This window comes from Variovorax sp. GW823-FHT04B03 (genome assembly GCF_058796495.1).
On sequence record NZ_JBXAIT010000002.1, the window covers coordinates 271543 to 296136 of the forward strand.

General features: G+C 68.0%; 27 protein-coding genes. 19 read left to right on the plus strand and 8 right to left on the minus strand.

Features of this window, described 5'->3' with window-relative positions; all coding sequences use genetic code 11:
• Positions 1–33: 33 nt before the first annotated feature.
• Complete coding sequence (locus AC1RAD_RS10000) at positions 34–762, minus strand: response regulator transcription factor (protein ID WP_070060847.1); 729 nt, start codon at positions 760–762, stop codon at positions 34–36.
• Positions 763–859: 97 nt separating this feature from the next.
• Between AC1RAD_RS10000 and AC1RAD_RS10005 the strand changes: the two genes are divergently transcribed.
• From AC1RAD_RS10005 to msrA, 4 genes are all read left to right on the plus strand, one after another.
• Complete coding sequence (locus tag AC1RAD_RS10005) at positions 860–1483, plus strand: cytochrome b/b6 domain-containing protein (protein WP_492734680.1); 624 nt, start codon at positions 860–862, stop codon at positions 1481–1483.
• A complete protein-coding gene (locus AC1RAD_RS10010) occupies positions 1480–2274 on the plus strand; it encodes a molybdopterin-dependent oxidoreductase (protein ID WP_492734681.1) in 795 nt (264 codons plus the stop codon). The genes AC1RAD_RS10005 and AC1RAD_RS10010 overlap by 4 nt, the downstream gene beginning before the upstream one ends.
• A gap of 108 nt (positions 2275–2382) precedes the next feature.
• Positions 2383–2634: a pentapeptide MXKDX repeat protein gene (locus tag AC1RAD_RS10015; protein ID WP_489061366.1), complete on the plus strand. Its 252-nt coding sequence runs from the start codon at positions 2383–2385 to the stop codon at positions 2632–2634.
• 87 nt (positions 2635–2721) lie between these two features.
• Positions 2722–3426, plus strand: a complete 705-nt coding sequence (gene msrA, locus AC1RAD_RS10020; protein ID WP_492734682.1) for a peptide-methionine (S)-S-oxide reductase MsrA — start codon at positions 2722–2724, stop codon at positions 3424–3426.
• Here the strand turns inward: msrA and AC1RAD_RS10025 are convergent, their stop codons facing one another.
• The 3 genes from AC1RAD_RS10025 to AC1RAD_RS10035 all read right to left on the minus strand — a co-directional run bounded on the left by AC1RAD_RS10025 (position 3427) and on the right by AC1RAD_RS10035 (position 6260).
• Positions 3427–3831 carry a DUF4189 domain-containing protein gene (locus AC1RAD_RS10025; RefSeq protein WP_492734683.1) on the minus strand — a complete coding sequence of 135 codons (405 nt, stop codon included), beginning with the start codon at positions 3829–3831 and terminating at the stop codon, positions 3427–3429. It abuts the gene before it with no gap.
• 222 nt (positions 3832–4053) lie between these two features.
• Positions 4054–5349 (minus strand): acetyl-CoA hydrolase/transferase family protein, encoded by a 1296-nt coding sequence (locus AC1RAD_RS10030; RefSeq protein WP_492734684.1) that lies wholly within the window; start codon positions 5347–5349, stop codon positions 4054–4056.
• An 8-nt stretch (positions 5350–5357) separates the two neighbouring features.
• Positions 5358–6260, minus strand: coding sequence for a LysR substrate-binding domain-containing protein (locus AC1RAD_RS10035; RefSeq protein ID WP_159271660.1), 903 nt, complete (start codon positions 6258–6260; stop codon positions 5358–5360).
• A gap of 139 nt (positions 6261–6399) precedes the next feature.
• Between AC1RAD_RS10035 and AC1RAD_RS10040 the strand changes: the two genes are divergently transcribed.
• Together AC1RAD_RS10040 and AC1RAD_RS10045 are read left to right on the plus strand one after the other, a co-directional pair.
• Entirely contained in the window at positions 6400–6804 is a 405-nt protein-coding gene (locus AC1RAD_RS10040; protein WP_159271659.1) for a RidA family protein, read from the plus strand.
• Positions 6801–7895 carry an oxidoreductase gene (locus AC1RAD_RS10045; protein WP_159271658.1) on the plus strand — a complete coding sequence of 365 codons (1095 nt, stop codon included), beginning with the start codon at positions 6801–6803 and terminating at the stop codon, positions 7893–7895. Before AC1RAD_RS10040 ends, AC1RAD_RS10045 begins: the two co-directional genes overlap by 4 nt.
• On the opposite strand, the gene AC1RAD_RS10050 is transcribed toward AC1RAD_RS10045, so the two are convergent.
• Positions 7892–9067 carry an NAD(P)/FAD-dependent oxidoreductase gene (locus tag AC1RAD_RS10050; RefSeq protein ID WP_159271657.1) on the minus strand — a complete coding sequence of 392 codons (1176 nt, stop codon included), beginning with the start codon at positions 9065–9067 and terminating at the stop codon, positions 7892–7894. The two genes, AC1RAD_RS10045 and AC1RAD_RS10050, sit on opposite strands and share 4 nt — an antisense overlap.
• Before the next feature lie 77 nt (positions 9068–9144).
• Here AC1RAD_RS10050 and AC1RAD_RS10055 point away from each other — a divergent pair, with 77 nt between their 5' ends.
• The gene (locus tag AC1RAD_RS10055; RefSeq protein WP_070060857.1) at positions 9145–10038 is read left to right on the plus strand and encodes a LysR substrate-binding domain-containing protein; all 894 of its coding nucleotides are present in this window, start codon (positions 9145–9147) and stop codon (positions 10036–10038) included.
• A 6-nt stretch (positions 10039–10044) separates the two neighbouring features.
• On the opposite strand, the gene AC1RAD_RS10060 is transcribed toward AC1RAD_RS10055, so the two are convergent.
• Positions 10045–11073 (minus strand): aldo/keto reductase, encoded by a 1029-nt coding sequence (locus AC1RAD_RS10060; RefSeq protein ID WP_070060858.1) that lies wholly within the window; start codon positions 11071–11073, stop codon positions 10045–10047.
• A gap of 122 nt (positions 11074–11195) precedes the next feature.
• Between AC1RAD_RS10060 and AC1RAD_RS10065 the strand changes: the two genes are divergently transcribed.
• The 3 genes from AC1RAD_RS10065 to AC1RAD_RS10075 all read left to right on the plus strand — a co-directional run bounded on the left by AC1RAD_RS10065 (position 11196) and on the right by AC1RAD_RS10075 (position 13153).
• The gene (locus AC1RAD_RS10065) at positions 11196–11660 is read left to right on the plus strand and encodes a GNAT family N-acetyltransferase (RefSeq protein ID WP_492734685.1); all 465 of its coding nucleotides are present in this window, start codon (positions 11196–11198) and stop codon (positions 11658–11660) included.
• Positions 11661–11739: 79 nt separating this feature from the next.
• Positions 11740–12591: an alpha/beta hydrolase gene (locus tag AC1RAD_RS10070; protein WP_492734686.1), complete on the plus strand. Its 852-nt coding sequence runs from the start codon at positions 11740–11742 to the stop codon at positions 12589–12591.
• Positions 12592–12706: 115 nt separating this feature from the next.
• Positions 12707–13153 carry an SRPBCC family protein gene (locus AC1RAD_RS10075; RefSeq protein ID WP_492734687.1) on the plus strand — a complete coding sequence of 149 codons (447 nt, stop codon included), beginning with the start codon at positions 12707–12709 and terminating at the stop codon, positions 13151–13153.
• A gap of 9 nt (positions 13154–13162) precedes the next feature.
• Here the strand turns inward: AC1RAD_RS10075 and AC1RAD_RS10080 are convergent, their stop codons facing one another.
• Positions 13163–13612 (minus strand): MerR family DNA-binding protein, encoded by a 450-nt coding sequence (locus AC1RAD_RS10080; RefSeq protein ID WP_492734688.1) that lies wholly within the window; start codon positions 13610–13612, stop codon positions 13163–13165.
• Positions 13613–13783: 171 nt separating this feature from the next.
• Between AC1RAD_RS10080 and AC1RAD_RS10085 the strand changes: the two genes are divergently transcribed.
• Positions 13784–13987 carry a heavy-metal-associated domain-containing protein gene (locus tag AC1RAD_RS10085; protein WP_062472532.1) on the plus strand — a complete coding sequence of 68 codons (204 nt, stop codon included), beginning with the start codon at positions 13784–13786 and terminating at the stop codon, positions 13985–13987.
• Between the two features lie 41 nt (positions 13988–14028).
• Here AC1RAD_RS10085 and AC1RAD_RS10090 read toward each other — a convergent pair whose 3' ends face one another.
• A complete protein-coding gene (locus tag AC1RAD_RS10090; RefSeq protein ID WP_492734689.1) occupies positions 14029–14901 on the minus strand; it encodes an alpha/beta hydrolase in 873 nt (290 codons plus the stop codon).
• 365 nt (positions 14902–15266) lie between these two features.
• Between AC1RAD_RS10090 and AC1RAD_RS10095 the strand changes: the two genes are divergently transcribed.
• The 8 genes from AC1RAD_RS10095 (at position 15267) to AC1RAD_RS10130 (ending at position 24588) form a co-directional block, all read left to right on the plus strand.
• On the plus strand, positions 15267–16238 hold the full coding sequence (locus AC1RAD_RS10095) for a MurR/RpiR family transcriptional regulator (protein WP_062472523.1): 972 nt from the start codon (positions 15267–15269) through the stop codon (positions 16236–16238).
• Positions 16235–17194, plus strand: coding sequence for an isoaspartyl peptidase/L-asparaginase family protein (locus tag AC1RAD_RS10100; RefSeq protein ID WP_492734690.1), 960 nt, complete (start codon positions 16235–16237; stop codon positions 17192–17194). The genes AC1RAD_RS10095 and AC1RAD_RS10100 overlap by 4 nt, the downstream gene beginning before the upstream one ends.
• 30 nt (positions 17195–17224) lie before the next feature.
• Complete coding sequence (locus tag AC1RAD_RS10105) at positions 17225–19114, plus strand: dipeptide ABC transporter ATP-binding protein (RefSeq protein ID WP_492734691.1); 1890 nt, start codon at positions 17225–17227, stop codon at positions 19112–19114.
• 65 nt (positions 19115–19179) lie between these two features.
• A complete protein-coding gene (gene gsiB / locus AC1RAD_RS10110) occupies positions 19180–20733 on the plus strand; it encodes a glutathione ABC transporter substrate-binding protein GsiB (RefSeq protein ID WP_070060868.1) in 1554 nt (517 codons plus the stop codon).
• A gap of 81 nt (positions 20734–20814) precedes the next feature.
• Positions 20815–21735, plus strand: coding sequence for a glutathione ABC transporter permease GsiC (gsiC, locus tag AC1RAD_RS10115; RefSeq protein ID WP_062472516.1), 921 nt, complete (start codon positions 20815–20817; stop codon positions 21733–21735).
• 10 nt (positions 21736–21745) lie between these two features.
• Positions 21746–22672 (plus strand): glutathione ABC transporter permease GsiD, encoded by a 927-nt coding sequence (gene gsiD / locus AC1RAD_RS10120; protein ID WP_062472514.1) that lies wholly within the window; start codon positions 21746–21748, stop codon positions 22670–22672.
• Positions 22673–22696: 24 nt separating this feature from the next.
• Positions 22697–23758: a DmpA family aminopeptidase gene (locus tag AC1RAD_RS10125; protein ID WP_492734692.1), complete on the plus strand. Its 1062-nt coding sequence runs from the start codon at positions 22697–22699 to the stop codon at positions 23756–23758.
• Positions 23759–23769: 11 nt separating this feature from the next.
• Positions 23770–24588 carry a M55 family metallopeptidase gene (locus tag AC1RAD_RS10130; RefSeq protein WP_492734693.1) on the plus strand — a complete coding sequence of 273 codons (819 nt, stop codon included), beginning with the start codon at positions 23770–23772 and terminating at the stop codon, positions 24586–24588.
• Positions 24589–24594: the final 6 nt, after the last annotated feature.

Genomic DNA, 24594 nt, shown 5'->3' on the forward strand with positions numbered 1-24594 from the left:
AGCGAGCTTGCTTGGGGCGGCCCGGCGCGGCGCTCATACATCGCCCTTCGGTGCGGCGTCGTCCGCTGCGAGCTTGTAGCCACGCCCCCACACCGTGAGGATGCGCCGCGGCGCGGCCGGGTCGGCTTCGACCTTCGTGCGCAGCCGGTTGATGTGCGTGTTGACCGTGTGCTCGTAGCCGTCGTGCTGGTAGCCCCAGACCTGGTTGAGCAGGTCGAGGCGCGAGAACACCTTGCCGGGGTGGCGCGCAAAGAAATACAGCAGGTCGAACTCGCGCGGCGTGAGCTCGATCGGCTTGCCGTCGACGCGCACCTCGCGCGCCAGCGGCTCGATGTCGAGGTTGCCCAGCGTGAGGCTGCCCGACTCCAGCCGCGCGTTGCGCGCCAGCGCGTCGGTGCGCCGCAGCAGCGCCTTCACGCGCGCCACCAGCTCCAGCACCGAGAAGGGCTTGGCCAGGTAGTCGTCGGCGCCCAGCTCCAGCCCGAGGATGCGGTGCACCTCGCTCGAGCGTGCGCTCACGATGATGATGGGCGTGTAGCGCGCCATGGCGCGGGCGCGGCGGCAGATCTCGAGGCCGTCGATGCCGGGCAGCATGAGGTCGAGCACCAGCGCGTCCCACTGGCCGCGCTCCAGCGCGCGCAGGCCGGCGTTGCCGTCGGCGGCGTGCTCGACCGCGTAGCCCTCGTCGCGCAGGTGCATGCGCAGCAGCTCGGCAATGTGGGCGTCGTCCTCGACGATCAGCACGCGTTTGGCGGTGTCCATGGCCGCGATTGTCCCGCGAGACGCCCCTCGGAGTTATCACGAATCTTTGAACTTTGCGTGATGAATCGGCGAGGGGGTGCGCCCAACAATCCGGCCCATGCAGACACGCTCCGCCCCCCACCACCGACCGATCCACCCGCTGTGGATGCGTGTCACGCACTGGCTCAACGCGCTGGCCGTGCTGGTGCTGGTGACCAGCGGCTGGCGCATCTACAACGCGGCGCCCTTCTTTGCCTTTCGCTTTCCGGCCGCGATCACGCTGGGGGGCTGGCTCGGCGGCGCGCTGCAGTGGCACTTCGCGGCGATGTGGCTGCTGGTGTTCAACGGGCTGGTCTACCTGATGCTGAACCTTGCCAGCGGGCGCTTCGCGCGCAAGTTCTTCCCGCTCACGCCGGCCGGCCTCTGGCGCGATGCGCGGGCCGCGCTCGGCGGCAAGCTCTCGCATGCCGACCCGCGCCACTACAACCATGTGCAAAAGCTCGCCTACCTGTTCGTGATCGTCGACCTCGTCGCGATCGTGCTGTCGGGGCTGGTGCTGTGGAAGTCAGTGCAGTTTCCGCTGCTGCGCGAGCTGCTGGGCGGCTACGAAGCCGCGCGCCGCGTCCACTTCGTGGCGATGGCCGCCCTGGTGGCTTTCGTTGCCGTGCACCTTGTGATGGTGGCGCTCGTGCCCCGCACCCTGCTCACCATGCTGCGCGGTCGCGCGCCCCACACCCCATGAGCCTCTTTTTCAAACGCCCTCCCCTGGTCGGTGTCGACGGCGACGCCGTGGTGCGCGAAGCCCGCGCGCTCATCGAACGCCAGCTCGACGCGCCTTCGCGCCGCCTCTTCCTGCGCCGTTCGCTGACGCTGGGCGGCCTGTCGATGCTCACCGGCTGCAGCATCAGCGATGACAGCCACGTGGAAGCAGCGCTCGCGAAGGTCTCGCGCTTCAACGACGAGGTGCAGGGCTGGCTCTTCAGCCCGACACGGCTGGCGCCGACCTACACCGAAGCCGAGATCACGCGCCCCTTCCCGTTCAACGCCTACTACGGCGAAGACGAGGTCCGCGAGGTCGACGAGGCCACCTACCGCCTCGAAGTGAGCGGCATGGTCGCCGACAAGCGCCGCTGGACGCTCGCCGAGCTGCGCGCTCTGCCGCAGCAGGACCAGATCACGCGCCACATCTGCGTCGAGGGCTGGAGCGCCATCGGCAAATGGGGCGGCGTGCGCTTTGCCGATTTCCTGCGCCACGTCGGCGCGGACCTGAGCGCGAAGTACGTCGGCTTCCAGTGCGCGGACGACTACCACACCAGCATCGACATGCCGACCGCGCTGCACCCGCAGACGCTGCTGACACTGAGCTACGACGGCCAGCCGCTGCCGCCGAAGTACGGCTTCCCGATGAAGCTGCGCATGCCGACCAAGCTTGGCTACAAGAACCCGAAGCACATCCAGGCGATGTACGTGACCAACACCTATCCCGGTGGCTACTGGGAAGACCAGGGCTACAACTGGTTCGGAGGGAGCTGAGCGGCTGCCACAGCCGCTCGACTGCCGAAGAAAGCGCGAGGCCGAATTCCGACAGGGAACCAGGCCGATCTCGACAACAAGACCCAACCTCAACTCAGGAAGACCGACATGAACAAGCTCACCGCCACCCTCCTCGCCACCTGCATGGCCTTCGCCGGCGCCTCGGCCTTGGCCGCGGACGACATGGCCAAGGACGGCATGAAGAAGGACAGCATGGCCAAGGACGGGATGAAGAAAGACGCCATGGGCAAGGACGCCATGAAGAAGGACGGCATGGCCAAAGATGGCATGAAGAAGGATGCCATGGGCAAGGACGACATGAAGAAGGACGCGATGGGCAAGGACGAGATGAAGAAGTAAGCCGCTTTTTTCCCGGCCCCGCCGCCATTGACGGCCGGCGGGATCGGGATCACTGTCCCTTTCCTGCGCTCCCTACGAAAGACCGCCATGAAATCCTTCGCCATCGCCGCCGGCACGCTCGCCGCCGCCGCCTTCGCCTGGCACGCAGCCCCATCTTTTGCCGAGACCGCGCGCCGCGTGCCCGCGCCCACGGTCGACCTCACCGCACCCGCAGGCGCCACCACCGCCACCGCCGTGTTCGCGGGCGGCTGCTTCTGGGGTGTGCAGGGCGTGTTCCAGCGCGTCGAGGGCGTGAGCAATGCGCTCTCGGGCTACGCGGGCGGCGAGGCCCGCACCGCGCGCTACAACGAGGTCGGCTCCGGGCGCACCGGCCATGCCGAAGCCGTGCGCATCAGCTACGACCCGCGCAAGGTCAGCTACGGCAAGCTGCTGCAGATTTATTTCTCGGTGGCGCACGACCCGACCCAGCTCAACCGCCAGGGCCCCGACACCGGCCCGCAGTACCGCTCCACCGTGTTCGCCGAAAACGCCGAGCAGGCCCGCATCGCCAACGCCTACATCGCCCAGCTGAACCAGGCCAAGACCTTCGGCAACAAACCGCTGGCGACCACGGTCGAGGTGTCCAAGCCCTTCTATGCGGCGGAGGACTACCACCAGGACTACCTCACGCTGCACCCGAACCAGCCCTACATCGCGATCCACGATCTGCCGAAGATCGACGACCTGAAGAAGCTCTTCCCCGAGAGCTACAAGGCCACGCCGTCGCTGGTGCGGGCGACCAAGGCCAGCTGATCAGCGATTGACGACCAGCGCGTTGCAGCGCGCGGTAACGACCTTGCAGTCCTTCGCATGCGCGGAGCACTCCGCCATCGCTTCCGCCTGCGCCGCGCTTTGCAGCTTGTTGGCCTTCATCGACAGCACGTTGCGGCCCATCACGACCACGCCGCATCCTTCCTGCCAGGTCAGCGTCATGCTGCGGCAGCCGATGGCGGTGCCGCCGTTGCCCACGCACTGGGCAATGGCGTTGTTTTCGGCATCGGCCTGGGTCGCCCGGTTGTCGACCCCGCCGAAGGCGCCCTTCGACTTGTCGACGACGTACGCGCCCCATTTGTAGGAGAAGGTGGGGTCGGGCGGCGGCGGCGCCAGGTACTCGTCGGGGTCGCTGTAGCGGCCCGTGCCTCCGGGCAGTATGGGCACGGTGTCCCGGGGTGGCGGCCGGCTGTTGTGGGGCCAGCCCGGCGCATTCGGTGGCGGGCATCCCGGCTGGCCCGGTCCGCTGCAAGCGAACGCCTGGCTGGACAGCGCGCAGGCCGCGCCCAGCAGGAAGATGTGTCGCAACGAGATGCTCATCGCAGCGAATGTAGCCCGCGCCCGGGCCACGCAGGAGTGCCCTAAGTCACGCCCTGCGCCCCACGAAACTCACAGCAGCCTGGCTTGCTTCGCCTGCTCCGTCAGCTCCGCCCGGAAGCTCGGGTGCGCAATCGCGATCAGTTCCTGCGCGCGCTGCTTGGCCGACTTGCCGCGCAACTGCGCCACGCCATGTTCGGTGACGACGTAGTTGATGTCGTTCTTGCTCGTGCTCACATGCGTGCCGGGCGACAGCGAGGGCACGATGCGCGAAATGGTGTCGTCCTTGGCCGTCGAAGGCAGCACGATGAAGGCCTTTCCGCCGCGCGAACGGTTGGCCGCGCGCACGAAGTCCGACTGCCCGCCGGTGCCCGAGTACGGCGCGTGGCCCAGGCTCTCGGAGCCGCACTGGCCCAGCAGGTCGATCTGCATGGTGGCGTTGATGGCGATGAGGTTGTCGTTCAGCCCCGCCAGCGCCGGGTCGTTGGTGAAGTTCACCGGGTGCATCTCCAGCCCCGGGTTGCGGTCCATGAAGCGGTACAGCTTGCTGGAGCCCAGCGCGAAGGTCGCGACCGACTTGCCCGACAGGTAGTTCTTGCGGCGGTTGGTGACCGCGCCGCTTTCCACCAGCGTGAGGATGCCGTCGCCGATCATCTCGGTGTGGATGCCCAGGTCGCGCTTGCCCGTGAGCTGCATCACCACCGCGTCGGGAATGCCGCCGTAGCCGATCTGCAAGGTGGCGCCGTCGTCGATCAGGTCGGCCACGTGCTTGCCGATGGCTTCCTGCACCGGGCCGATCTTCGGCAGGCCGACTTCCATCACCGGCTCGCTGCTCTCGACCAATGCCGCCACCTGCGAGATGTGCACGTGGCAGTTGCCGTGCGCGTAGGGCACGTTGGGGTTCACCTCGAGCACGACCGCGCGCGCCTTCGCCACGGCGGCCATCGTGTAGTCGGGGCCCAGGCTCAGCGCGAAGTAGCCATGCGCGTCCATCGGCGAGGCCATGCTGAACACCACGTCGGCCGCGATCTGCCCGCGCTCGATCTGCGCCGGGATCTCGGAGAAGTAGTTGGGAATGAAGTCGATCCAGCCGGCCTGCCCGCCCGCGCGCGTGGCGCCGCCGAAGAACAGCGCGACGTGGCGCACGTGCTCGACCGTCTCGGGGTCGATGTAGGCGTACTTGCGCATCGCCAGGATCTGCGCCACCTTCACGTCGCGGAAGTCGCGGCGCTGCTCCGACAAGGCGGTGAGCAGCGAGGGCGGCTCGCCGACGCCGGTGGGCACGATGATCATGTCGCCGTTGCGCACCTGGCGCACGGCATCGGCGGCGGAAACGCGCTTTTGCGCGTACAGGGTCTGGGCAGTCATGCCTGCCACTATGCCTTCTTTTCGCCAGCGCCGAACTCGCGGTGTACCCAGTCGCGCAACACCACCGTCGCGGGCCGGCTGGCGGCGCGCGGGCTGTAGACCAGGTCGTAGCGGTAGCTCTCCACCGACAACGCGAAGGGCTGCACCAGCAGGCCCGACGCCAGCTCGTCGGCCACCAGCGCCAGGCTCAGCAGGCCGACGCCCTGCCCCGCGACCGTGGCCTGCACCGCGTGGATCTCTTCGGTGAACGACAGGCCGGCCTGCGCATCGACATCGGTGCGGCCCGCGCGCGCGAGCCAGGTGCGCCACACGGGCGCCAGCGTTTCGTCGCGCCCCGCGCGGCCCCATTCGAAATGGATCAGCGAGACGGCGCGCAGGTCTTTCTTGGCCGCGACCGCCAGCGCGGGGCTGCAGACCGGCGCGTAGTGGTCCTGGAACAGCGGCTCGACGACCAGGTCGGCGTAGCGGCCGTTGCCGTAGCGGATCGCCGCGTCGGCCTCGGTGTCGAGGTCGACGACCTGGTTGGTGGCGTCCAGCCGCAGCGTCCATTCGGGGTGCAGGTCGCGGAAGGTGCCCGCGCGCGGCGCCAGCCGCCGGGCCATGAAACCGACGGTGGACGACAGCGTGGCGATGCGCGTGCCCTTCAGGCGGCGCACGCCGTCGACGGCGCGCTCGAAGCTGTCGAAGCCGTCGCGCAGCGCGGGGAACAGCTGGTGCCCGGCGGCCGTCAGGTGCACCTGCCGCGTGCCGCGTTCGAACAGCCGCACCTCGAGCGTTTCCTCGAGCTGCTTGATCTGGTGGCTGATGGCGGTGGGCGTGACGTGCAGCTCGTCGGCAGCCGCCTTGAAGCTCAGCCGGCGAGCCGCGGCCTCGAACACGCGCAATGCGCCCAGGGGAGGAAGTCTTCGCATGCGGACAGATTAGCTCAACTCATCCATCGGCTGAAAAATCAGCCTTTGTCGGGCACCCTCTTCGTCCCTAAATTTCAGGGGTCGCGGGAAGAAACCACTTCCACGGCTGATCTGAAATTCACCATCAAAGGCACCTGTCATGCAACTCCAACCCAAGCAGATCCACACGCAACCCGACCCCTACGCGCCCTTCCTGCTGTCCCAGGCCATCCAGCTCGGCAACCTCGTTTTCGTCTCCGGCCAGGCCGCGATCGGCGACGACGGCGAGATCGTCGGCAAGGGCGACTTCGACCGCCAGGCCGAGCAGGCCTTCAAGAACCTCGACCGCGTGCTGCGGGCCGCCGGCACGGGCCTGGGCAATGTGGTCAAGGTGACGATCTTCCTGACCTCCATGGCGAACTTTCCGAAGATCGTCGAGTTGCGCCGTCAGTGGTTCTCGGCGCCCTACCCGGCCGACACCATCGTGGAGGTCTCGGGCCTGTACTCGCCCGACGCGATGATCGAGATCGAGGCCATCGCCGTCGCGCCCGGAGACGCCCGATGAGCACGCCGCTGCTCGCGCCGGCGACGCTGCACGGCCTGCAGCTGCCCAACCGGCTGGCCGTGGCGCCGATGACGCGCGTCAGCGCCTCGCCCGAGGGCCACGCCAACGGCACCATGGCCCGCTACTACGAGCGCTTTGCGCGGGGCGGCTTCGGGCTCGTCATCACCGAAGGCATCTACACCGACACGGCGTACGCGCAAGGCTATGCCCGCCAGCCCGGCTTGATCGATGGCGAACAGGCCCGCGCGTGGCGCCCGGTGGTGAAGGCGATCCAGGGCGCGGGCGGGCGCGCCATCGCGCAGCTCATGCATGCGGGCGCGCTGTCGCAGTTCAACCGCTTTCGCGACCGCACGGCGGGGCCGTCGGCCGTTCGCCCGCTGGGCACGCAGATGACGGCCTACCGCGGCGAAGGCGAGTACCCGGTGCCCCGCGCGATGACCGATGCCGACATCGCCGAGGCGATTCGCGGCTTCGCCCGGGCCGCGCTGCTGGCGATGGAAGTGGCGGGCTTCGACGGCGTGGAGATCCACGGCGCGAACGGCTACCTGCTCGACCAGTTCCTGACCGGCCACACCAACACGCGCACCGACCGCTGGGGCGGCGCCCTCGCGCAGCGCGTGCAGCTCACGGTCGAGGTGGTGCGTGCCGTGCGGCAGATGCTGGGCGCGTCGGCACCGGTCGGCGTGCGCATCTCGCAAGGCAAGGTCAACGACTTCGGCCACAAGTGGCCGGAAGCCGAAGCCGGTGCGGCGACGGTGTTCGGAGCGCTGGCACACAGCGGCATCGACTACCTGCACGTCACCGAGTTCGAAGCCTGGCGACCGGCCTTCGGCGATGCGGGACCGAGCCTGCTGCAGCTCGCGCGCCGCCACGCGCCGGGGATTGCGATCGTTGCCAACGGCAGCCTGCACGATCCGGGGCGCGCCGAAGCGGCGCTCGCGGACGGTGCCGACTTCGTGGCGCTGGGACGCGGCGCGCTGTCGAACCCCGACTGGCCGCGACGCCTGAAGGAAGGCCGCGCGCTCGCCGCCTTCGACCCGGCATTGCTGTCGCCCGTGGGGGACATCAAGCCGGCGGAGCAGCACCCCTAGATGATGTTTTTCTCGCGCAGCGGCCGGTTCTCGAGGATGCGCGCGAACGACAGCGGCGACAGGTCGAGGCTGCGGTAGCCGCCGAAGCGGATCAGCTCCGCGATGCCGCGCCCCGCCGCCGGGCACTGCTGCAGCCCGTGGCCCGAGAAGCCGTTCGCGAAGTAGAGGTTGTCGCAGTCCGGGTGCAGGCCGAGGATCGCGTTGTGGTCGAACACGTTCATCTCGTAGTAGCCGGCCCAGGCGCCGGTCATTCGGACGGCTTCGAAGGCCGGGATGCGTTCGGCCAGCGCCGGCCAGATGAAGCTTTCGAAGGCCTCGTGATCGACTTCGAGCGGTGCATCGTCGGGGTCCCGGTCTTCGGGCGGCGCAAAGCCGCAGATGAACAGGCGCCCTTCGGGCCGCAGCCAGATGCCCGAGGTATCGATGACCAGCGGGCAGCCCGGCAAGGCGCTCGGGCATGAAAAGCTGAACACGCTGCGGCGTCGCCCGTGCACGGGCAGCGCGATGCCGGCCCACTGCGCAACCGGCGCCGCCCACGCGCCCGCCGCGTTGACGACGATGTCCGCATGCAGCGTGTCGCCGCCGTCGAGCTGCACGCCGGTGACGCGGCGGCCCTCGCGCTGCAGGCCCGTCGCCTGCGCCTGCACATAGCGCACGCCTTGCGACACCGCCTTCTTGCGAAAGGCCTGCAGCAGGCTGTAGCCGTCGTACCAGCCCTCGCCCGAGAGGCCGAGCGATGCGAGTGCGATGCCCTCGGTCGAGAGCCACGGGAAGCGCGCCTTCAATTCCTCGGGCGTCAAGAGCGCCACGTCCACCGCATGCGCCTTCTGCATCGCGTGGTTCTCGCGCAGCACGTCGACGCCTGCCGGCGAGGCCAGGTACAGGTAGCCGGGCTCGACCAGGCCGATATCGGGCACGTCGTCATCGCCCACACGCAGGGTCTCGCCCAGCGTGCGGAAAAACTCGATGCCATAGAGCGACATCTCGATGTTGATGGCGGTGGAAAACTGCTGCCGGATCGAGCTGGCCGACAGTGCCGACGAGGCCTGCCGGTACGAGAAGTCGCGCTCCACCACCGTGATGTCGAAGGCCTCGCCTTTGGGGTCGGCGCCCAGGAAGTACGCGATGGCCGAGCCGATGGCCCCGCCGCCGATGATCGCCACACGCCGCATGTGATGCCTTTCCGTGTCTTCGATGTGCGGGCCCGGGCCGTTGCCCGGGCCGCGCAAGCTCCCGCCAGAATAGCGCGATGAGAAAAGACATTCCCAACCTCGGCGCGCTGCAGGCCTTCGAGGCCTCGGCGCGCCTGGGGAGCTTCACCCGCGCGGCGACCGAGCTGGCGCTCACGCAAAGCGCGGTCGGGCGCCAGGTGGCGATGCTGGAACAGCGCCTGGGCGTGCCGCTGTTCTCGCGCGTGCGCAAGCGGCTCACGCTCACCGACGTGGGCCGCGAGTACGCCGCGCGCATCCGCCGCCACCTCGACCAGATCCGCCGCGACACGCTGGAGATCAGCGCCGGCCACGAGATGGGCTTCGTGCTCGAACTGGCCGTGGTGCCGACCTTTGCCACGCAATGGCTCATTCCGCGGTTGCCCGATTTCAGCCGGCTGCACCCGAACATCACGGTGAACCTGTCGGCGCGCTCGCAGCCCTTCTCGTTCCAGGAAAACGCCTACGACGCGGCGATCTATTTCGGCGACCAGTTCTGGCCGAACACGCGCGGCGGGCTGATCTTTTCCGAAGGCGAGATGGTGCCCATCTGCAGCCCCGCGTTCCGCGACGCGCAGGCCCGGTGGGACGAAGCCGGCTTCGAGCGCTGCCGCCATGTGCACCTGAGCACGCGCGCCCACGCCTGGCGCGACTGGTACGCGCAGCAGGAATGGGAGTACACGGTGCACGCCTCGCGCGGGCCGCGCTACGAGCTGTTCACCATGGTCGTGGCCGCCGCGGCGGCGGGCATGGGCGTGGGGCTGGCGCCGCGCATCCTGGTCGAGCAGGAGCTGCGCACCGGCGAACTCGTGATTCCGGTGGACCGGCACCTGGACGTGCACCAGGGCTACTACTTCGCGTACCCCGAAGGCCGGCCGGCCTCCGGGGCGCTGGAGCAGTTCAAGCAGTGGGTGCTGGGGCTGACACCCGACTGAACCCGGTCAGACGGGGTTCGGGTTGCGCTCCTTGAAGCCCTGCTGGTGCCAGTACGGGTAGGTGCGCGTGGTCGCGCTGGCCGCGTCGAGCTCGGCCACCTGCGCCGGCGTGAGGTTCCAGCCCACCGCGCCGAGGTTCTGGCGCAGCTGCGCCTCGTCGCGCGCGCCGACCACCACGCTCGACACCGTCGGGCGTTGCAGCAGCCAGTTGAGCGCGACCTGCGGCACCGTCTTGCCGACCTCGGCGCCGACTTTTTCGAGTGCCTCGACCACGCGGTACAGCAGCTCGTCGGGCACGGGCGGGCCCATGTCCGCCGTCACGTGCAGGCGGCTGTTGGCCGGCAACGGCTGGCCGCGGCGGATCTTGCCCGTGAGCCGGCCCCAGCCCAGCGGGCTCCAGACCACCGCGCCCACGCCCTGGTCTTGCGCCAGCGGCATCAGCTCCCACTCGTACTCGCGCCCGACCAGCGAGTAGTAGGCCTGGTGCGCCACGTAGCGCGCATAGCCGCGCTGCTCCGACACCGCCAAAGACTTCATCAGGTGCCAGCCCGAGAAGTTCGACGCGCCCACATAGCGCAGCTTGCCCGCGCGCACGAGGTCGTCGAGCGTGGACAGCGTTTCTTCGACCGGCGTGCTGGCGTCGAAGCCGTGCAGCTGGAACAGGTCGATGTAGTCGGTGCCCAGCCGTTTCAGCGAGGCATCGACCGCCTGCACGAGGTGGTGGCGCGACGAGCCCACGTCGTTCGGCCCCTCGCCACTGCGGAAGGTGGCCTTGGTCGAGATCAGCAGCCGGTCGCGCGGGCGGCCCTTGATCGCCTCGCCCAGCACCGATTCGGCGGCGCCGCCCGAGTAGATGTCGGCGCTGTCGAACATGTTCACGCCGGCGTCCATGCAGATGTCGATCAGCGTGCGCGCCTCGGCCACGTCGGTGCTGCCCCATGCGCTGAAAAACTCGCCCTTGCCGCCGAAGGTGCCGGTGCCGAAGCTCAACACGGGGACCTTGAGGCCTGATTTGCCCAGATGACGGTATTCCAAAGTTCTACTCCTTCAATCAATGAACTGACGAACAAGATGAATGACGCGGCCATTGTTGGCCGCCGCGCAGAACCCCGTCGCGCGTCGGGCTTTGCGGCGCTTCGGCTCGCTACGATCGAACGATGCAGATCTCGATCGAAAACCCGAACCAGCCCGACGTCATCCAGCTCATCGACGACCTCGATGCGTACCAGAAGCCGCTGTACCCGCCCGAGAGCCACTACGGCATCGACATTGCCGCGCTGTCGGCAGCCCATGTGCTGTTCGCCGTCGCGCGCGACGCGGCCGGCACGGCCATCGGCTGCGGCGCTGTCGTCATGAACCCCGGCTACGGCGAACTCAAGCGCATGTACGTGCGCCCGCAGAACCGCGGGCAAGGCGTCGCGGCGAAGGTGCTGGGCTTTCTCGAAGCCGAGGCGGCGGCGCGCGGATGCGCGATGTTCCGGCTGGAGACGGGCGTGAGCCAGCCCGAGGCGTTGGCCTTCTATGCGCGTGCGGGGTATGCGCGGCGCGAGCGCTTCGGCGACTACCCGGACGATCCGTTGAGTGTGTTCATGCAGAAGACGGCGGCACCCCATACCCCCTAAGATCGCCCCGGCTTCCGCCACCGCGGTTCTCACCAACAAGGAACACCACATGCAGACAAGAGGGATTCTTCGCCGGCTCATGTTCACAGCAGGCTGCGCCCTGCTGCTGGGGTTGTCAGGTTGCGGCGGCGGAGGGGGTGGTGGGGGCGGCGGAGGCGGTGTGGCGATGCTGCCGTTGCCACCGGTCGGCGGCACGCCGACGCCGCCGCCCGCGGACACCGGGCGCGGGCGGGTGGTCAGCAGTTCGATGAAGTCGACCGCCACGGACGCGACCTACCCGATCCAGGTCTACCTGCCGGCCGGCTACGACGGCGCCACCGCGACCTACCCCACGGTCTACATCACCGACGGCGACGCGGTCTACAACCAGAGCGTGACGCGCTTCCAGAACTTCACCGACATCCTCGAGAAGGCCGGCAAGAAAGCCATCGTGGTCGGCATCGGCGGCACCTCGCGCCGCAACACCGACTACCTGATGCCGGGCGCCAAGGCGTACCACGAGTTCCTCACCGCCCAGCTGGTGCCGCATGTCGAATCGAACTACCGGGCCAACCCGGCCAGGCGCATGCTCTCGGGCCTGTCGAACGGCGGCGTCTTCACGGTCATCGCCTTCTTCACCGAAGGCGCGGCGGGCACGTTCGCCTTCCAGCATTTCTTCGCATCCGACCCGCCCGCCGCCGGCGCGCGCGGCCAGCTCGATCCGCTCGAAAGCCAGATGTACGCCAACAGCGGCACGCGCGACATTCCCGTGACTTTGCTGCTGGGCTATGCCATCAGCAACGTCGGCGGCCCGGAGATCACCGCGCTGCGCGACCAGATCGCCGCGCGCAACTACAAGGGGCTGCAGCTGAGCCTGAAGGGCTACGAAGGCGGCCACACGCAGATGGACCTGCCGTCGTTCCAGGACATCGTCGCGCGGTTCATCGATTGAGGCGCGGGGTGTGGGCTCAGGGTTTTTCCTGATCCTGCACCTGTCGAATCGCAGCGGGCTCATCCGACGTCATCACAGAGGGTCGTCCTCTGTACTTCATCAGGAGAAAGCAACCATGGCCACCAACACCGTCCGCCTGCACCGCGTGCTGCGCACCACCCCCGACAAGCTCTACCGAGCCTTCGTGGAGCCCGGCGCCTTCGAGCGCTGGCTGCCGCCCTTCGGCTTCACCGGCAAGGTCCACACCATGGAGCCGGTGGTGGGCGGCGCGTGGCGCATGTCCTTCACCAACTTCGGCACCGGCCACGGCCATTCGTTCGGCGGCAAATACCTGGAACTCGTGCCCGGCCAGCGCATTGCCTACGACGCGAGCTTCGACGATCCCCACCTGCCGGGCACGATGAAGACCACGGTGGTCCTGACCGCGGTCTCGTGCGGCACGGACATGTCCGTCGTGCAGGAAGGCATCCCCGACGTGATTCCCGTCGAGATGTGCTACCTGGGCTGGCAGGAATCGCTGATTGCACTGGCGCAGCTGGTCGAGCCGAACATTCCAGGTTGAGGATGGGTTTCAGGCTCGCCGCGCTTCGCAGCCGGCGAATCCCTTGAGCCCGGCCAGTTCATCGAGGATCGGGCATTCCGGGCGCCCGTCACCTTCGCAGCAATGCGCCAGGCGCTCCAGCAGGCGCTTCATGTGCGCAAGCTCTTCGATGCGCTGGGCCAGGTCGTCGGCGCGTTCGAGTGCGACGCGCTTCACGTCGAAGCTTGCACGACGACCGTCTTGCCACAGGGCGTGCAGTTCCACGACTTCCGGCGTGTCGAAACCCAGCGTGTGTGCGCGTCGCACGAAGCGCAGTGTCGACACAGCGCGCTCGTCATAACGGCCGCCGTGCGCCGTGTCGTCGAGCAGCCCGAGCGATTCGCAATCGCTCAGCAGTTGCGCGGATGCACCGGAGCGCGCAACGACATCGACAAGGGACAAGCGCGCCGCAGCAGCAGCCGGCGCCGTGGGATGTTCCATGGGGGTTCTCCTTCGAGCCAAAGCGCGAAGTCTCAACCTTCACACCATGAGAGAGTCAAACGCAAACGGCGCATGACCTTGGCACGCCAGGGGTCAGGCGTTCGACGCGCTTGACCTTCACACGATGCCAAGCTTGACACTGCGAGTCACTCTTTTGAAAGGACTCACCCCATGCAAGCGTTTGAAATCCAGTCGATGACCTGCGGCAGTTGCGCCGGCCGCATCACCCGCGCCATCAAGGACCTGGACCCGCAGGCCAGGCTCGAAGTGGACGTGAAGCAAAGAACGGTGCGCATCGACACCACCGAAGACCGCCCCTCGCTGGTGGCGGCGTTGACGGAAGCCGGTTACCCGCCGAGTCCTTCCGCCAACTGAGCATGTGGCGCGAACCGGGTTGCCCGGTTCGCCGCAAGGCCTTACTTGAAGATCCGCACGATCGCGTCGTCGAACGCGAGCACGTCCGTGCCCACGTGCGTGGAATTGAACTCCGTGTCGATGAGCTGCAGCCCCGTGTAGCCCCGCTCGGACATCCGCTTGTACATCGCCTTCACCGGCACTTCGTTGCAGCCGCTGGCGCAGTGCGCCAGGATCAGCGTCACGGGCAGCGGCCGGCCCGCGAGCGCGTCGAACATCTTCTTTTCGAGCGCGTTGTTCTCGGCCTCCTGCTGCCAGAAGGCGGCCTCGATGGAAATGAAGTACGAGAACACGAGGTTGTCGGGCGCCTCCAGGAACAACGCCGTGGCCGCAAGGTTGCCGCTGGTCGACAGGCCCGTGAGCATGCGTTTCTTCGGGTCGGCGCGGTACTTCGATTCGATGAACGGCACCAGGTCCTTCGTGAGGAAGGTGTGGTACGCGTTGGCGCCCGGAAAGTTGTAGTCCTCCTGCCGGCGCGCGGTGTAGCCGATGCCCACGAGGATGGCCTTGGTGCCGCGCTTGAGCAGCACGTTCTTGAGGTTGGTGAAGCGCGTGTCGGGCAGGCCGTTGGTCGCGTCGCCGTCGAAGGCGTAGATGATCGGCACGGTGTCGCTGCTGCTGTCGTAGGCGGCCGGAATGAAGACCTCGATCGGGTAGCGCACGTTGTTGACGCTCGACGTCACGGTGTCCGACACCACCCGGCCATTGGCCGACGGCGCCGGCTGCACCGGTGCCGTGCCCGTCGGCGGCAGGATCAACGGCACACCGCCCCCGCCACCTCCTCCGCCCCCACCCCCGCCGCAGGCGGACAGGGCCGCCATCAGCACAAAGCCGCCCATCACCGCGCACGCGCGGCGAAGCCATTCCTGTCTCATTTTTTGGTTCCTCGTTCCCCGGTGCCAATCGCACCGCTCGGGATACTCAGGGCTGGCCTGAAGGCCGTCAATGTGGCCATGCAACCCGGCCATCGCAGTTAATTCGTTCGTTTCCAAAGCCCCCGATCCCCCGCCCGTGGGGATGAAACGACAGCATCAGGGAAATCCCTGAAGACCGCGCCCCGACGGCCCCGAACACGGCGCCCCACAAGGGAAACACGCCCCTTCCGCCCCTTGCCAAAGCCCCTCGCGGCTGGCCCGCTACTTGCGATATCGCTCGGGAATGACAGAAAATTTTCATAACTGACATATATTTGTAAACTGATTTACATCACTCGCACCCTTCCCGGTGCATCGCCCGCCCCATGAGCACCAACGTCGACACCCCAGGCACCACCGTGGCCCAGCGCATTGCGCAGGCGCTGCCGCGGCTGACGCGTTCGCACCGGCAGGTGGCCGACTTCGTGCTCGGGCATCCGCTGCAGGTCGCGACGCTGCCCATCGACGAGCTTGCCGCCGCGGCCGGCGTGTCGGTGGCCACGGCCAACCGTTTTGCGCGCGCGCTGGACTTCGACGGCTACGCCGCCTTCCGCGCCGAGCTCGTGCGCGGCTTCGAGCCGCTGGTGGCGCCGGTCGAGCGGCTGCGCGGCAACCTGGAGCACCCGACCACGGTGGCCGAGGTGTTCGCCACCGCGCTCGACGAGAGCCGCCGCAACATCGAAGCCACGCGCCAGTCGCTGGACTACGCCGCCTGCGAGGCCGCGGTGCAGCGCATCCTGAAGGCCCGCTCGATCTACATCGGCGGCTTCGGCGCCAGCGCCTGGCTCGCGGGGCTGTTGCAGCACGGGCTCGATGGTTCCTGCAGCGACGTGCGCATGCTCTCCAGCGTGAGCGGCGTCACGCACTCGGCGCGCACGCTGATGCATGCGGGGCCGCAGGACCTGTTCATCGGCCTCACCTTTCCGCGCTACCTCACCGACACGGTGGCACTCGCGCAGATCGCGCGCGGCCAAGGCTGCGCGGTGCTCGCGCTGACCGACCGGCCCAGCTCGCCCATCGCACCGCTGGCCGACGTGGTGCTGTACGGCCAGACCGAAACCAGCTACCGCCCCAACTGCGAGACCAGCGTGCTCGCGCTGATCGAGGCACTGACCAGCGCCGTCGCCCTGCGCGCGCCCGGCGCGGCGCAGTCGGCCGGCCGCATCCTGCAGGCGGTGCGCCCGTGGCTGCACGGCGGGCTGGGCCAGGGCCATGCGCGCGGCGAAGTCTCCATGCCCTCCCTCCCCGCCGCCGTCGCTTCCGACGCCGGCAAGAAAAAGAAGAAAGCTTCCCGATGAAGAACGTCACGCCCGTCATCGCCATCCACGGCGGCGCCGGCACCATCAGCGCCTCGACGACCAACCCCGAGCAGGCGCAGGCCTACCACGACGCGCTGCAGGCCATCGTGCGCGCCGCGCAGGCCGCATTGCTCAAGGGCATGTCCGCGCTCGACGCCACCTGCCTGGCGGTCGAGATGCTCGAAGACTGCCCGCTCTTCAATGCCGGCTACGGCGCGGTGTTCACGCACGAAGAAACGCACGAGCTCGACGCCGCCGTGATGGACGGCACCACGCTCGCCGCCGGCGCCATCGCCGGCGTGAGCCACGTGCGCCGCCCGGTGCGCGCCGCGCGCGCCGTGCTCGAGGACGGCGCCCACGTGCTGCTGGCCGGCGCGGGCGCCGAGGCCTTTGCGCGCGACCGCGGGCTGGAGATGGTCGAGCCCTTCTTCTTCTCGACCGACGCGCGCCGCCAGCAGCTGTACCGCGTGCGCGACACCGGCCGCGTGGTCACCGACCACGAAGGCGCCGCCATGACCAAGCCGCCGCTGGACGAAGACAAGAAGTTCGGCACCGTCGGCGCCGTGGCGCTCGACATCCACGGCCACCTGGCCGCCGCCACCTCGACCGGCGGCATGACCAACAAGCGCGTGGGCCGCGTCGGCGACACGCCGCTCATCGGCTCCGGCACCTACGCCGACGACCGCACCGCTGCCATCTCGTGCACCGGCAGCGGCGAAATGTTCATCCGCGTCGCAGCCGCCTACGACATCTGCGCGCGCATGGCCTACGGCGGCGCCACGCTCGAAGCGGCCACGCACGCCGTGGTGCACGAGTCGCTGCCCGCCATCGGCGGCACCGGCGGCCTGATCGCCGTCGACCGCCACGGCAACCTGAGCCTGGCCTTCAACACCGAAGGCATGTATCGCGGCCATGCGCGCGGCGATGAAGCCCCGGTCACCGCCATCTTCGCCTGACGCCCGCCCTCTTTTTCTCCCGCATCCGCCATGTCCTCCCCTGCCCTGAACCTGCCCGACGGCCGCGTCCTCGCCGTCGACGACCTCACCGTGCGTTTCTCGACCTCCGAGCGCACGGTCGATGCCGTCAAGGAGCTGTCCTTCCACGTCGACCACGGCGAAACGCTCGCAGTGGTGGGTGAATCGGGGTCGGGCAAGTCGGTCACCTCGCTCGCGCTGATGCGGCTGGTGGAGCACGGCGGTGGCCGCATCCTCGGCGGCAGCATGGCCTTCCGCCGCCGCAACGGCGAGGTGCTCGACCTGGCGCAGGCACGCGACAGCACGATGCGCGGCATCCGCGGTGCGGACATCGCGATGATCTTCCAGGAGCCGATGACCTCGCTGAACCCGGTGTTCACCGCCGGCGACCAGATCGCCGAGGCCATCCGCATCCACCAGGGCAAGAGCAATGCGGCGGCGCGCGCCGAGGCGCTGCGCATGCTCGAACTCGTGCGCATCCCCGAAGCGCGCAACGTGCTCGACCGCTTTCCGCATCAGCTCTCGGGCGGCATGCGCCAGCGCGTGATGATCGCGATGGCGCTGTCGTGCAAGCCACAGCTGCTGATTGCCGACGAGCCCACCACCGCGCTCGACGTGACGATCCAGGCGCAGATCCTCCAGCTCATCCGCGAGCTGCAGAAAGAGATGCGCATGGGCGTGCTCTTCATCACGCACGACATGGGCGTGGTGGCCGAAATCGCCGACCGCGTGCTCGTGATGTACCGCGGCGACAAGGTCGAAGCCGGCAGCTCCGACACCGTGTTCGCGGCGCCGCAGCACCCCTACACCCGGGCGCTGCTGTCGGCCGTACCCAAGCTCGGCGCGATGCAGGGCACCGACCTGCCGGCCAAGTTCGAGCTCCTTCGTACCGAGTCCGGCACCGAAGACAGCACCGAGACCGTGCCCTGCACCTACACCACGCCGCAGACCACCGTGCGCCAAGACGCCGGCCCGATCCTGCGCGTGCGCGACCTCGTGACGCGCTTCGACGTGCGCAGTGGCATCTTCGGCCGCGTGAAGCGCCGCGTGCATGCGGTGGAAAAGATCAGCTTCGACCTGTACCCCGGCGAAACGCTGGCACTGGTGGGCGAATCGGGTTGCGGCAAGTCGACCACGGGCCGCTCGCTGCTGCGCCTGGTCGAGAGCCAGAGTGGCGCGATCGAGTTCGGCGGCAAGAACATCCGCGAGCTGCCCACGCGCGAGCTGCAGGCACTGCGCCGCAACATCCAGTTCATCTTCCAGGACCCCTTCGCCTCGCTCGATCCGCGCGTGACGGTGGGCTTCTCGATCATGGAGCCGCTACTCATCCACGGCATCGCCAAGGGCGCCGAGGCGCAGCAGCGCGTCGACTGGCTGCTGCAGAAGGTCGGCCTGCCGCCCGAGGTGGCGCAGCGCTATCCGCACGAGTTCTCGGGCGGCCAGCGCCAGCGCATCGCGATCGCCCGTGCGCTCGCGCTGAACCCGAAGGTGGTGGTGGCCGACGAGTCGGTGTCGGCGCTCGACGTGTCCATTCAGGCGCAGATCGTCAACCTCATGCTCGACCTGCAGCGCGAGCTGGGCGTGGCGTTCCTGTTCATCTCGCACGACATGGCCGTGGTCGAGCGCATCAGCCACCGCGTGGCCGTGATGTACCTGGGCCAGATCGTCGAGATCGGCCCGCGCCGCGCCGTGTTCGAAGCGCCGCAGCACCCCTACACGCGCAAGCTGATGGCGGCCGTGCCGGTGGCCGACCCGTCGCGCCGCCACAAGCCGCGCGCGCTGCTCGAAGGCGAGATCCCCAGCCCGATCCGCGCCGTGGGCGACGAGCCCGACGTGCCGCCGCTGGTGCAGGTCGCGCCCGGCCACTTCGTGGCACGGCATGCCATTGGCGGCGCCTTCTGATTCCGAACCGTTTTTTCACCCGCAGGCCCCCTGCATTTTTTCCACGAACCGACTGGAGTTCTTCCATGAAGCAATCTTCTTCCTCCCTGCGCTGGGCATCCGCATTGCTGGGCCTGGCCGCGCTCGCCGCCTCGGGCTCGGCACTGGCTGCCAAAGACGTGGTGCTGGCCATCGGCTACCAGCCGGAAACGCTGGACCCGTACAACACCAACACGACCATCACCACGGCCGTGACCAAGACCTTCTATGAAGGCCTGTTCCAGTTCGACAAGGACCTGAAGGTGCAGAACGTGCTCGCCGAGAGCTACGACGTGTCCAAGGACGGCCTGGTCTACACCATCAAGCTGCGCAGCGGCGTCAAGTTCCACGACGGCACCGACTTCAACGCCGAAGCCGTGAAGGTCACGCTCGACCGCGTGCTGAACCAGGACAACAAGCTGCTGCGCTACAACCAGTTCAACCGCGTGGGCAAGGTCGAGGCAGTGAACCCGACCACCGTGCGCATCACGCTGAAGGAGCCCTTCGGCCCCTTTATCAACTCGCTGGCCCACGCCTCGGCCGCCATGATCTCGCCCACCGCGCTGAAGAAGTGGGGCAACAAGGACATCGCCTTCCACCCCGTGGGCACCGGCCCCTTCGAGTTCGTCGAGTGGAAGCAGACCGACGCCGTCAAGGCCAAGAAGTTCGACGGCTACTGGAAGAAGGGCTACCCGAAGGTCGACAACCTGCAATGGAAGCCGGTGCTCGAGAACAACACGCGCGCCGCAATGCTGCAGACTGGCGAAGCCGACTTTGCCTTCCCCATTCCCTACGAGCAAGCCGAGCTGCTGAAGAAGAGCGACAAGCTCGAAGTGGTGGCATCGCCCTCGATCATCACGCGCTTCCTGGCCTTCAACATGCTGCAAAAGCCGTATGACAACCCGAAGGTGCGCGAAGCCATCGGCTACGCCATCAACAAGGAAGCGCTGTCGAAGGTGGCCTTCGGCGGCTACGCCTTCCCCGCGCAAGGCGTGATGCCCCAGGGCGTAAAGTTCGCCGAGAAGATGGCGCCCATTCCCTACGACGTGAAGAAGGCCAAGGCCCTGCTGGCCGAGGCCGGCTACCCGAACGGCTTCGAGTCGGTGCTGTGGAGCGCCTACAACAACACGACCAGCCAGAAGACGATCCAGTTCGTGCAGCAGCAGCTCGCACAGGTGGGCATCAAGCTGCAGGTGCAGGCGCTCGAAGTGGGCCAGCGCACCGAGCAGGTCGATGCCTGGCCCGATCCGAAGACGGCCAAGGTCCGCATGTACTACACGGGCTGGTCGTCGTCGACCGGTGAAGCCGACTGGGGCCTGCGTCCGCTGTTCGCTTCCGAGTCGTGGGCGCCCAAGCTCAACAACATGTCGTTCTACAAGAGCGACGTGGTCGACGCCGCGATCGCCAAGGCGCTCGTGACCGTGGACGACAAGGAAAAGGCCGCGCTGTACAAGACCGCGCAGGAAGAGATCCGCAAGGACCTGCCGCGCGTGCCGCTGGTCACCGAGCAGAACCTGTCGGCGCACGCCAAGCGCCTGTCGGGTGTGTTCGTGATGCCCGACGCGAACATCAACATCGATGCCATGTCGGTGTCGAACTGATCGCGGCTCCTTCGTTTCCCTGACTGACTGTCCGGCGGGCGCTGGCACCGTGCCATCGCCCGTTCGCGACAACCGTATCCCATGCTGAACTACTTCCTCAAACGACTGTTGGGCCTGATCCCCACGCTGCTCATCGTGGCAGTGCTGGTGTTCCTGTTCGTCCACATGCTTCCCGGCGACCCGGCGCGCCTTGCCGCCGGCCAGGATGCCGACGAGCAGACCGTGGCCATGGTGCGCGCGGAGCTCGGGCTGGACAAGCCGCTGCCGCAGCAGTTCGTGAGCTTCTTCACCCACATGGTGCAAGGCGACTTCGGTACCTCGATCCGCACGCGGCGGCCGGTGTCGACGGAGATTGCCGAGCGCTTCTTCCCGACGGTGATGCTGACCATCACCAGCATGGTGTGGGCGGTGATTTTCGGCATGGGGATCGGCATCGTGTCGGCGGTGTACCGCAACAAATGGCCCGACCGCATCGGCATGACGCTGGCGGTGTCGGGCATCTCATTCCCCGCATTTGCATTGGGCATGCTGCTGATGCAGATCTTCTCGGTGCAGCTCGGCTGGCTGCCCACGGTGGGCGCCGCGACCTGGCAGCACTACATCCTGCCCTCGATCACGCTGGGCGCGGCCGTGGCCGCCGTGATGGCGCGCTTCACGCGCGCTTCCTTCGTCGAGGTGATCCAGGAAGACTTCGTGCGCACCGCGCGCGCCAAGGGCGTGCATGAAACCAGCGTGGTGTTCAAGCACACGCTGCGCAACGCGCTGATCCCGGTGGTCACGATGATGGGCCTGCAGTTCGGCTTCCTGCTGGGCGGCTCCATCCTTGTGGAGGCGGTGTTCAACTGGCCCGGCCTGGGCCGCCTGCTGGTCGATGCCGTGCAGATGCGCGACTACCCCGTGATCCAGACACTGGTGCTGCTGTTCTCGCTCGAATTCATCCTGATCAACCTCGTGGTCGATGTGCTCTATGGCTACATCAACCCGACCATCCGCTACAAGTGAGCATGCAGCCATGACGCAAGCTACCGGCGTGTCTGCCGAATCCATCGTTCCACTGTCCCCCGTTGCCGTTGCGCTGACCGCCGGCAAGGTCCGCACGCCCTGGGGCGAATGCTGGCGCCGTTTCAAGAAGCAGCCCGTCGGCATCGTCGCAGCGGTGTTCGTGCTGCTGCTGGTGGTGATCGCGGTGTTCGCACCGTGGATCGTGCCCTTCGATCCCGAGAACTTCTTCGACTACGACATGCTGAACAGCGGGCCCTCGGCCACGCACTGGTTCGGCGTCGATCCGCTGGGCCGCGACATCTTCAGCCGCATCCTGGCGGGCACGCGCATCTCGCTGGCGGCCGGCTTTTTGTCGGTGCTGGTGGGCGGCATCATCGGCACGGCCTTCGGCCTGCTGGCGGGCTACTACGAAGGCTGGTGGGACCGCATCGTGATGCGCATCTCGGACGTGCTGTTCGCCTTCCCCGGCATTTTGCTGGCGCTGGGCGTGGTGGCCATCCTGGGCAGCAGCATGACCAACGTGGTGGTGGCGGTGTCGGTGTTCAGCGTGCCGGCATTTGCGCGCCTGGTGCGCGGCAACACGCTGGTGCTCAAGCAGCAGACCTACATCGAGGCCGAGCGCAGCATCGGCGCGTCCGACTGGACCATCATCGTGCGGCACATCCTGCCGGGCACGATCTCGTCGATCGTCGTGTACTTCTCGATGCGCGTGGGCACCTCGATCATCACGGCGGCCAGCCTCTCGTTCCTGGGCATGGGCGCGCAGCCGCCGACGCCCGAGTGGGGCGCGATGCTCAACGAAGCGCGCGCCGACATGGTGACCTCGCCGCACGTGGCGCTGTTCCCCAGCCTGGCCATCTTCTTCACCGTGCTGGCCTTCAACCTGCTGGGCGATGCGCTGCGCGACGCGCTCGATCCGAAGATCGACCGCCAGTAAGCCCGTTCTTCTTTTTCTTTCTTCATGGCCTCGACGACCTCCCTGCCCTTCATCGGCACGCTGCCTGCGGGCACGCGCGACGCCATCACCGACGTCGCGGGCGTCACGGTCGGCCACCGCACGCTGGCCGACGGCCCGGTGCAGACCGGCGTGACCGTGATCCGCCCGCATGCGGGCGACCCGTTCCGCGACAAGGTGCCGGCCGCGGCCGTGGTGCTCAACGGCTTCGGCAAGAGCGTGGGGCTGGTGCAGCTGGCCGAACTCGGCGTGCTGGAAACGCCGATCGCGCTGACCAACACCTTCTCGGTCGGCACCGTGGCGACGGCGCAGATCCGCCACTGCGCGGCGGCCAATCCCGAGACCGGCCGCGCGCTGCCCACGGTGAACCCGCTGGTCTTCGAGTGCAACGACGGTTTTCTCAACGACATCCAGCGGCTGGCCGTGACCGAGGCCGACTACCTGCAGGCGCTCGACGCCGCCGGGGTCGATTTCGAACAGGGTTCGGTCGGCGCGGGGCGCGGCATGTCGAGCTTCCAGCTCAAGGGCGGCATCGGCAGCGCGTCGCGCCGCGTGGCGATGGCCGACGGCACGACCCATACGGTGGGCACGCTGGTGCTCGCGAACTACGGGCGCCAGCCGCAGCTGGTGCTGGCCGGGCACGCGGTGGGCGAACGGCTCGCGGCATTGCAGGCAGCGAAGGAAGCGGCTGAGCCCGAGAAGGGCTCGATCATCATCGTCGTCGCCACCGACGCGCCGCTCGACGCGCGCCAGCTGCGCCGCCTGGCGCTGCGCGCAGGCGCGGGGCTGGCCCGCACCGGCTCGGTCTATGGCCACGGCAGCGGCGACCTCGTGCTGGCCTTCTCGACCGCCTACACGATCCCCGACCACGCGGACCGGCCCATGCCGGCCGTGGCGATGCTGCACGACACGCGGCTCGACGGGCTGTTCCAGGCCGCGGCCGACAGCACCGAGCAGGCCATACTTCATGCGCTGTGGCGCGCCACGCCGGTCACGGGCCGCGACGGCAACCACCTCGCGGCGCTCGGCGAACTGCTGCCGGCGTCTTCCCTTTCACCTCTCGCCTGAAACACACGTCCATGAAAGTCCTGATCTCCACCGACATCGAAGGCGTTGCGGGCGTCTACCACCACGAGCAGGCGCGCCAGGGCAACCCCGAGTACGAACGCGCCCGCGTGCTGATGGCGCAGGAGGCCAACGCCGCGATTGCCGGCGCCTTCGACGCCGGCGCCACCGAGGTGCTGGTGAACGACTCGCACGGCGGCTTTCGCAACATGCCGCCCGATGTGCTCGATGCACGCGCCCGTGTCGTGCAAGGCAAGCCGCGCTACCTGAGCATGGTGGCCGGCGTGGAAGAAGGCGTGGACGCGCTGTGCATGGTGGGCTACCACTCGCGCGCGCAGGGCCGGGGCATCCTGGCGCACACGATCAACAGTTTCGCCTTCGCGAGCATCTCGCTCGGCAACCAGGAACTGGGCGAAGCCGGACTCTACGGCGCGCTGGCCGGCGAGTACGGCGTGCCGGTGGTGATGGCCAGCGGCGACGACGTGTTCATCTCCGAGAACCGGGCGCTCTTTCCGCATGCGAGCTTCGTGCAGACCAAGAAGGCGACCGGCTTCAACAGCGGCGTGTCGCTCTCGCCGGAGCAATCGCGCCAGGCGATCCGCGCCGGCGTAATCGAAGGGCTGGCCTCGCGTGCCAACGCACGCCCGCTGGTCTTCCAGGGCCCGCAGGTGGTCACGCTGCGCACCCAGTCGCCGATGATGGCCGACCTGTTCTGCCAGTGGCCGAGCTTCGAGCGCGTCGACGGCGTGACGCTGCGCTTCAGCGCCGACTCGGTGGAGTCGGCGGTGCGCATGCTGAACTGTTGTTCGGCGATGTCGTCGATGCTGCGCTGAAGCAGC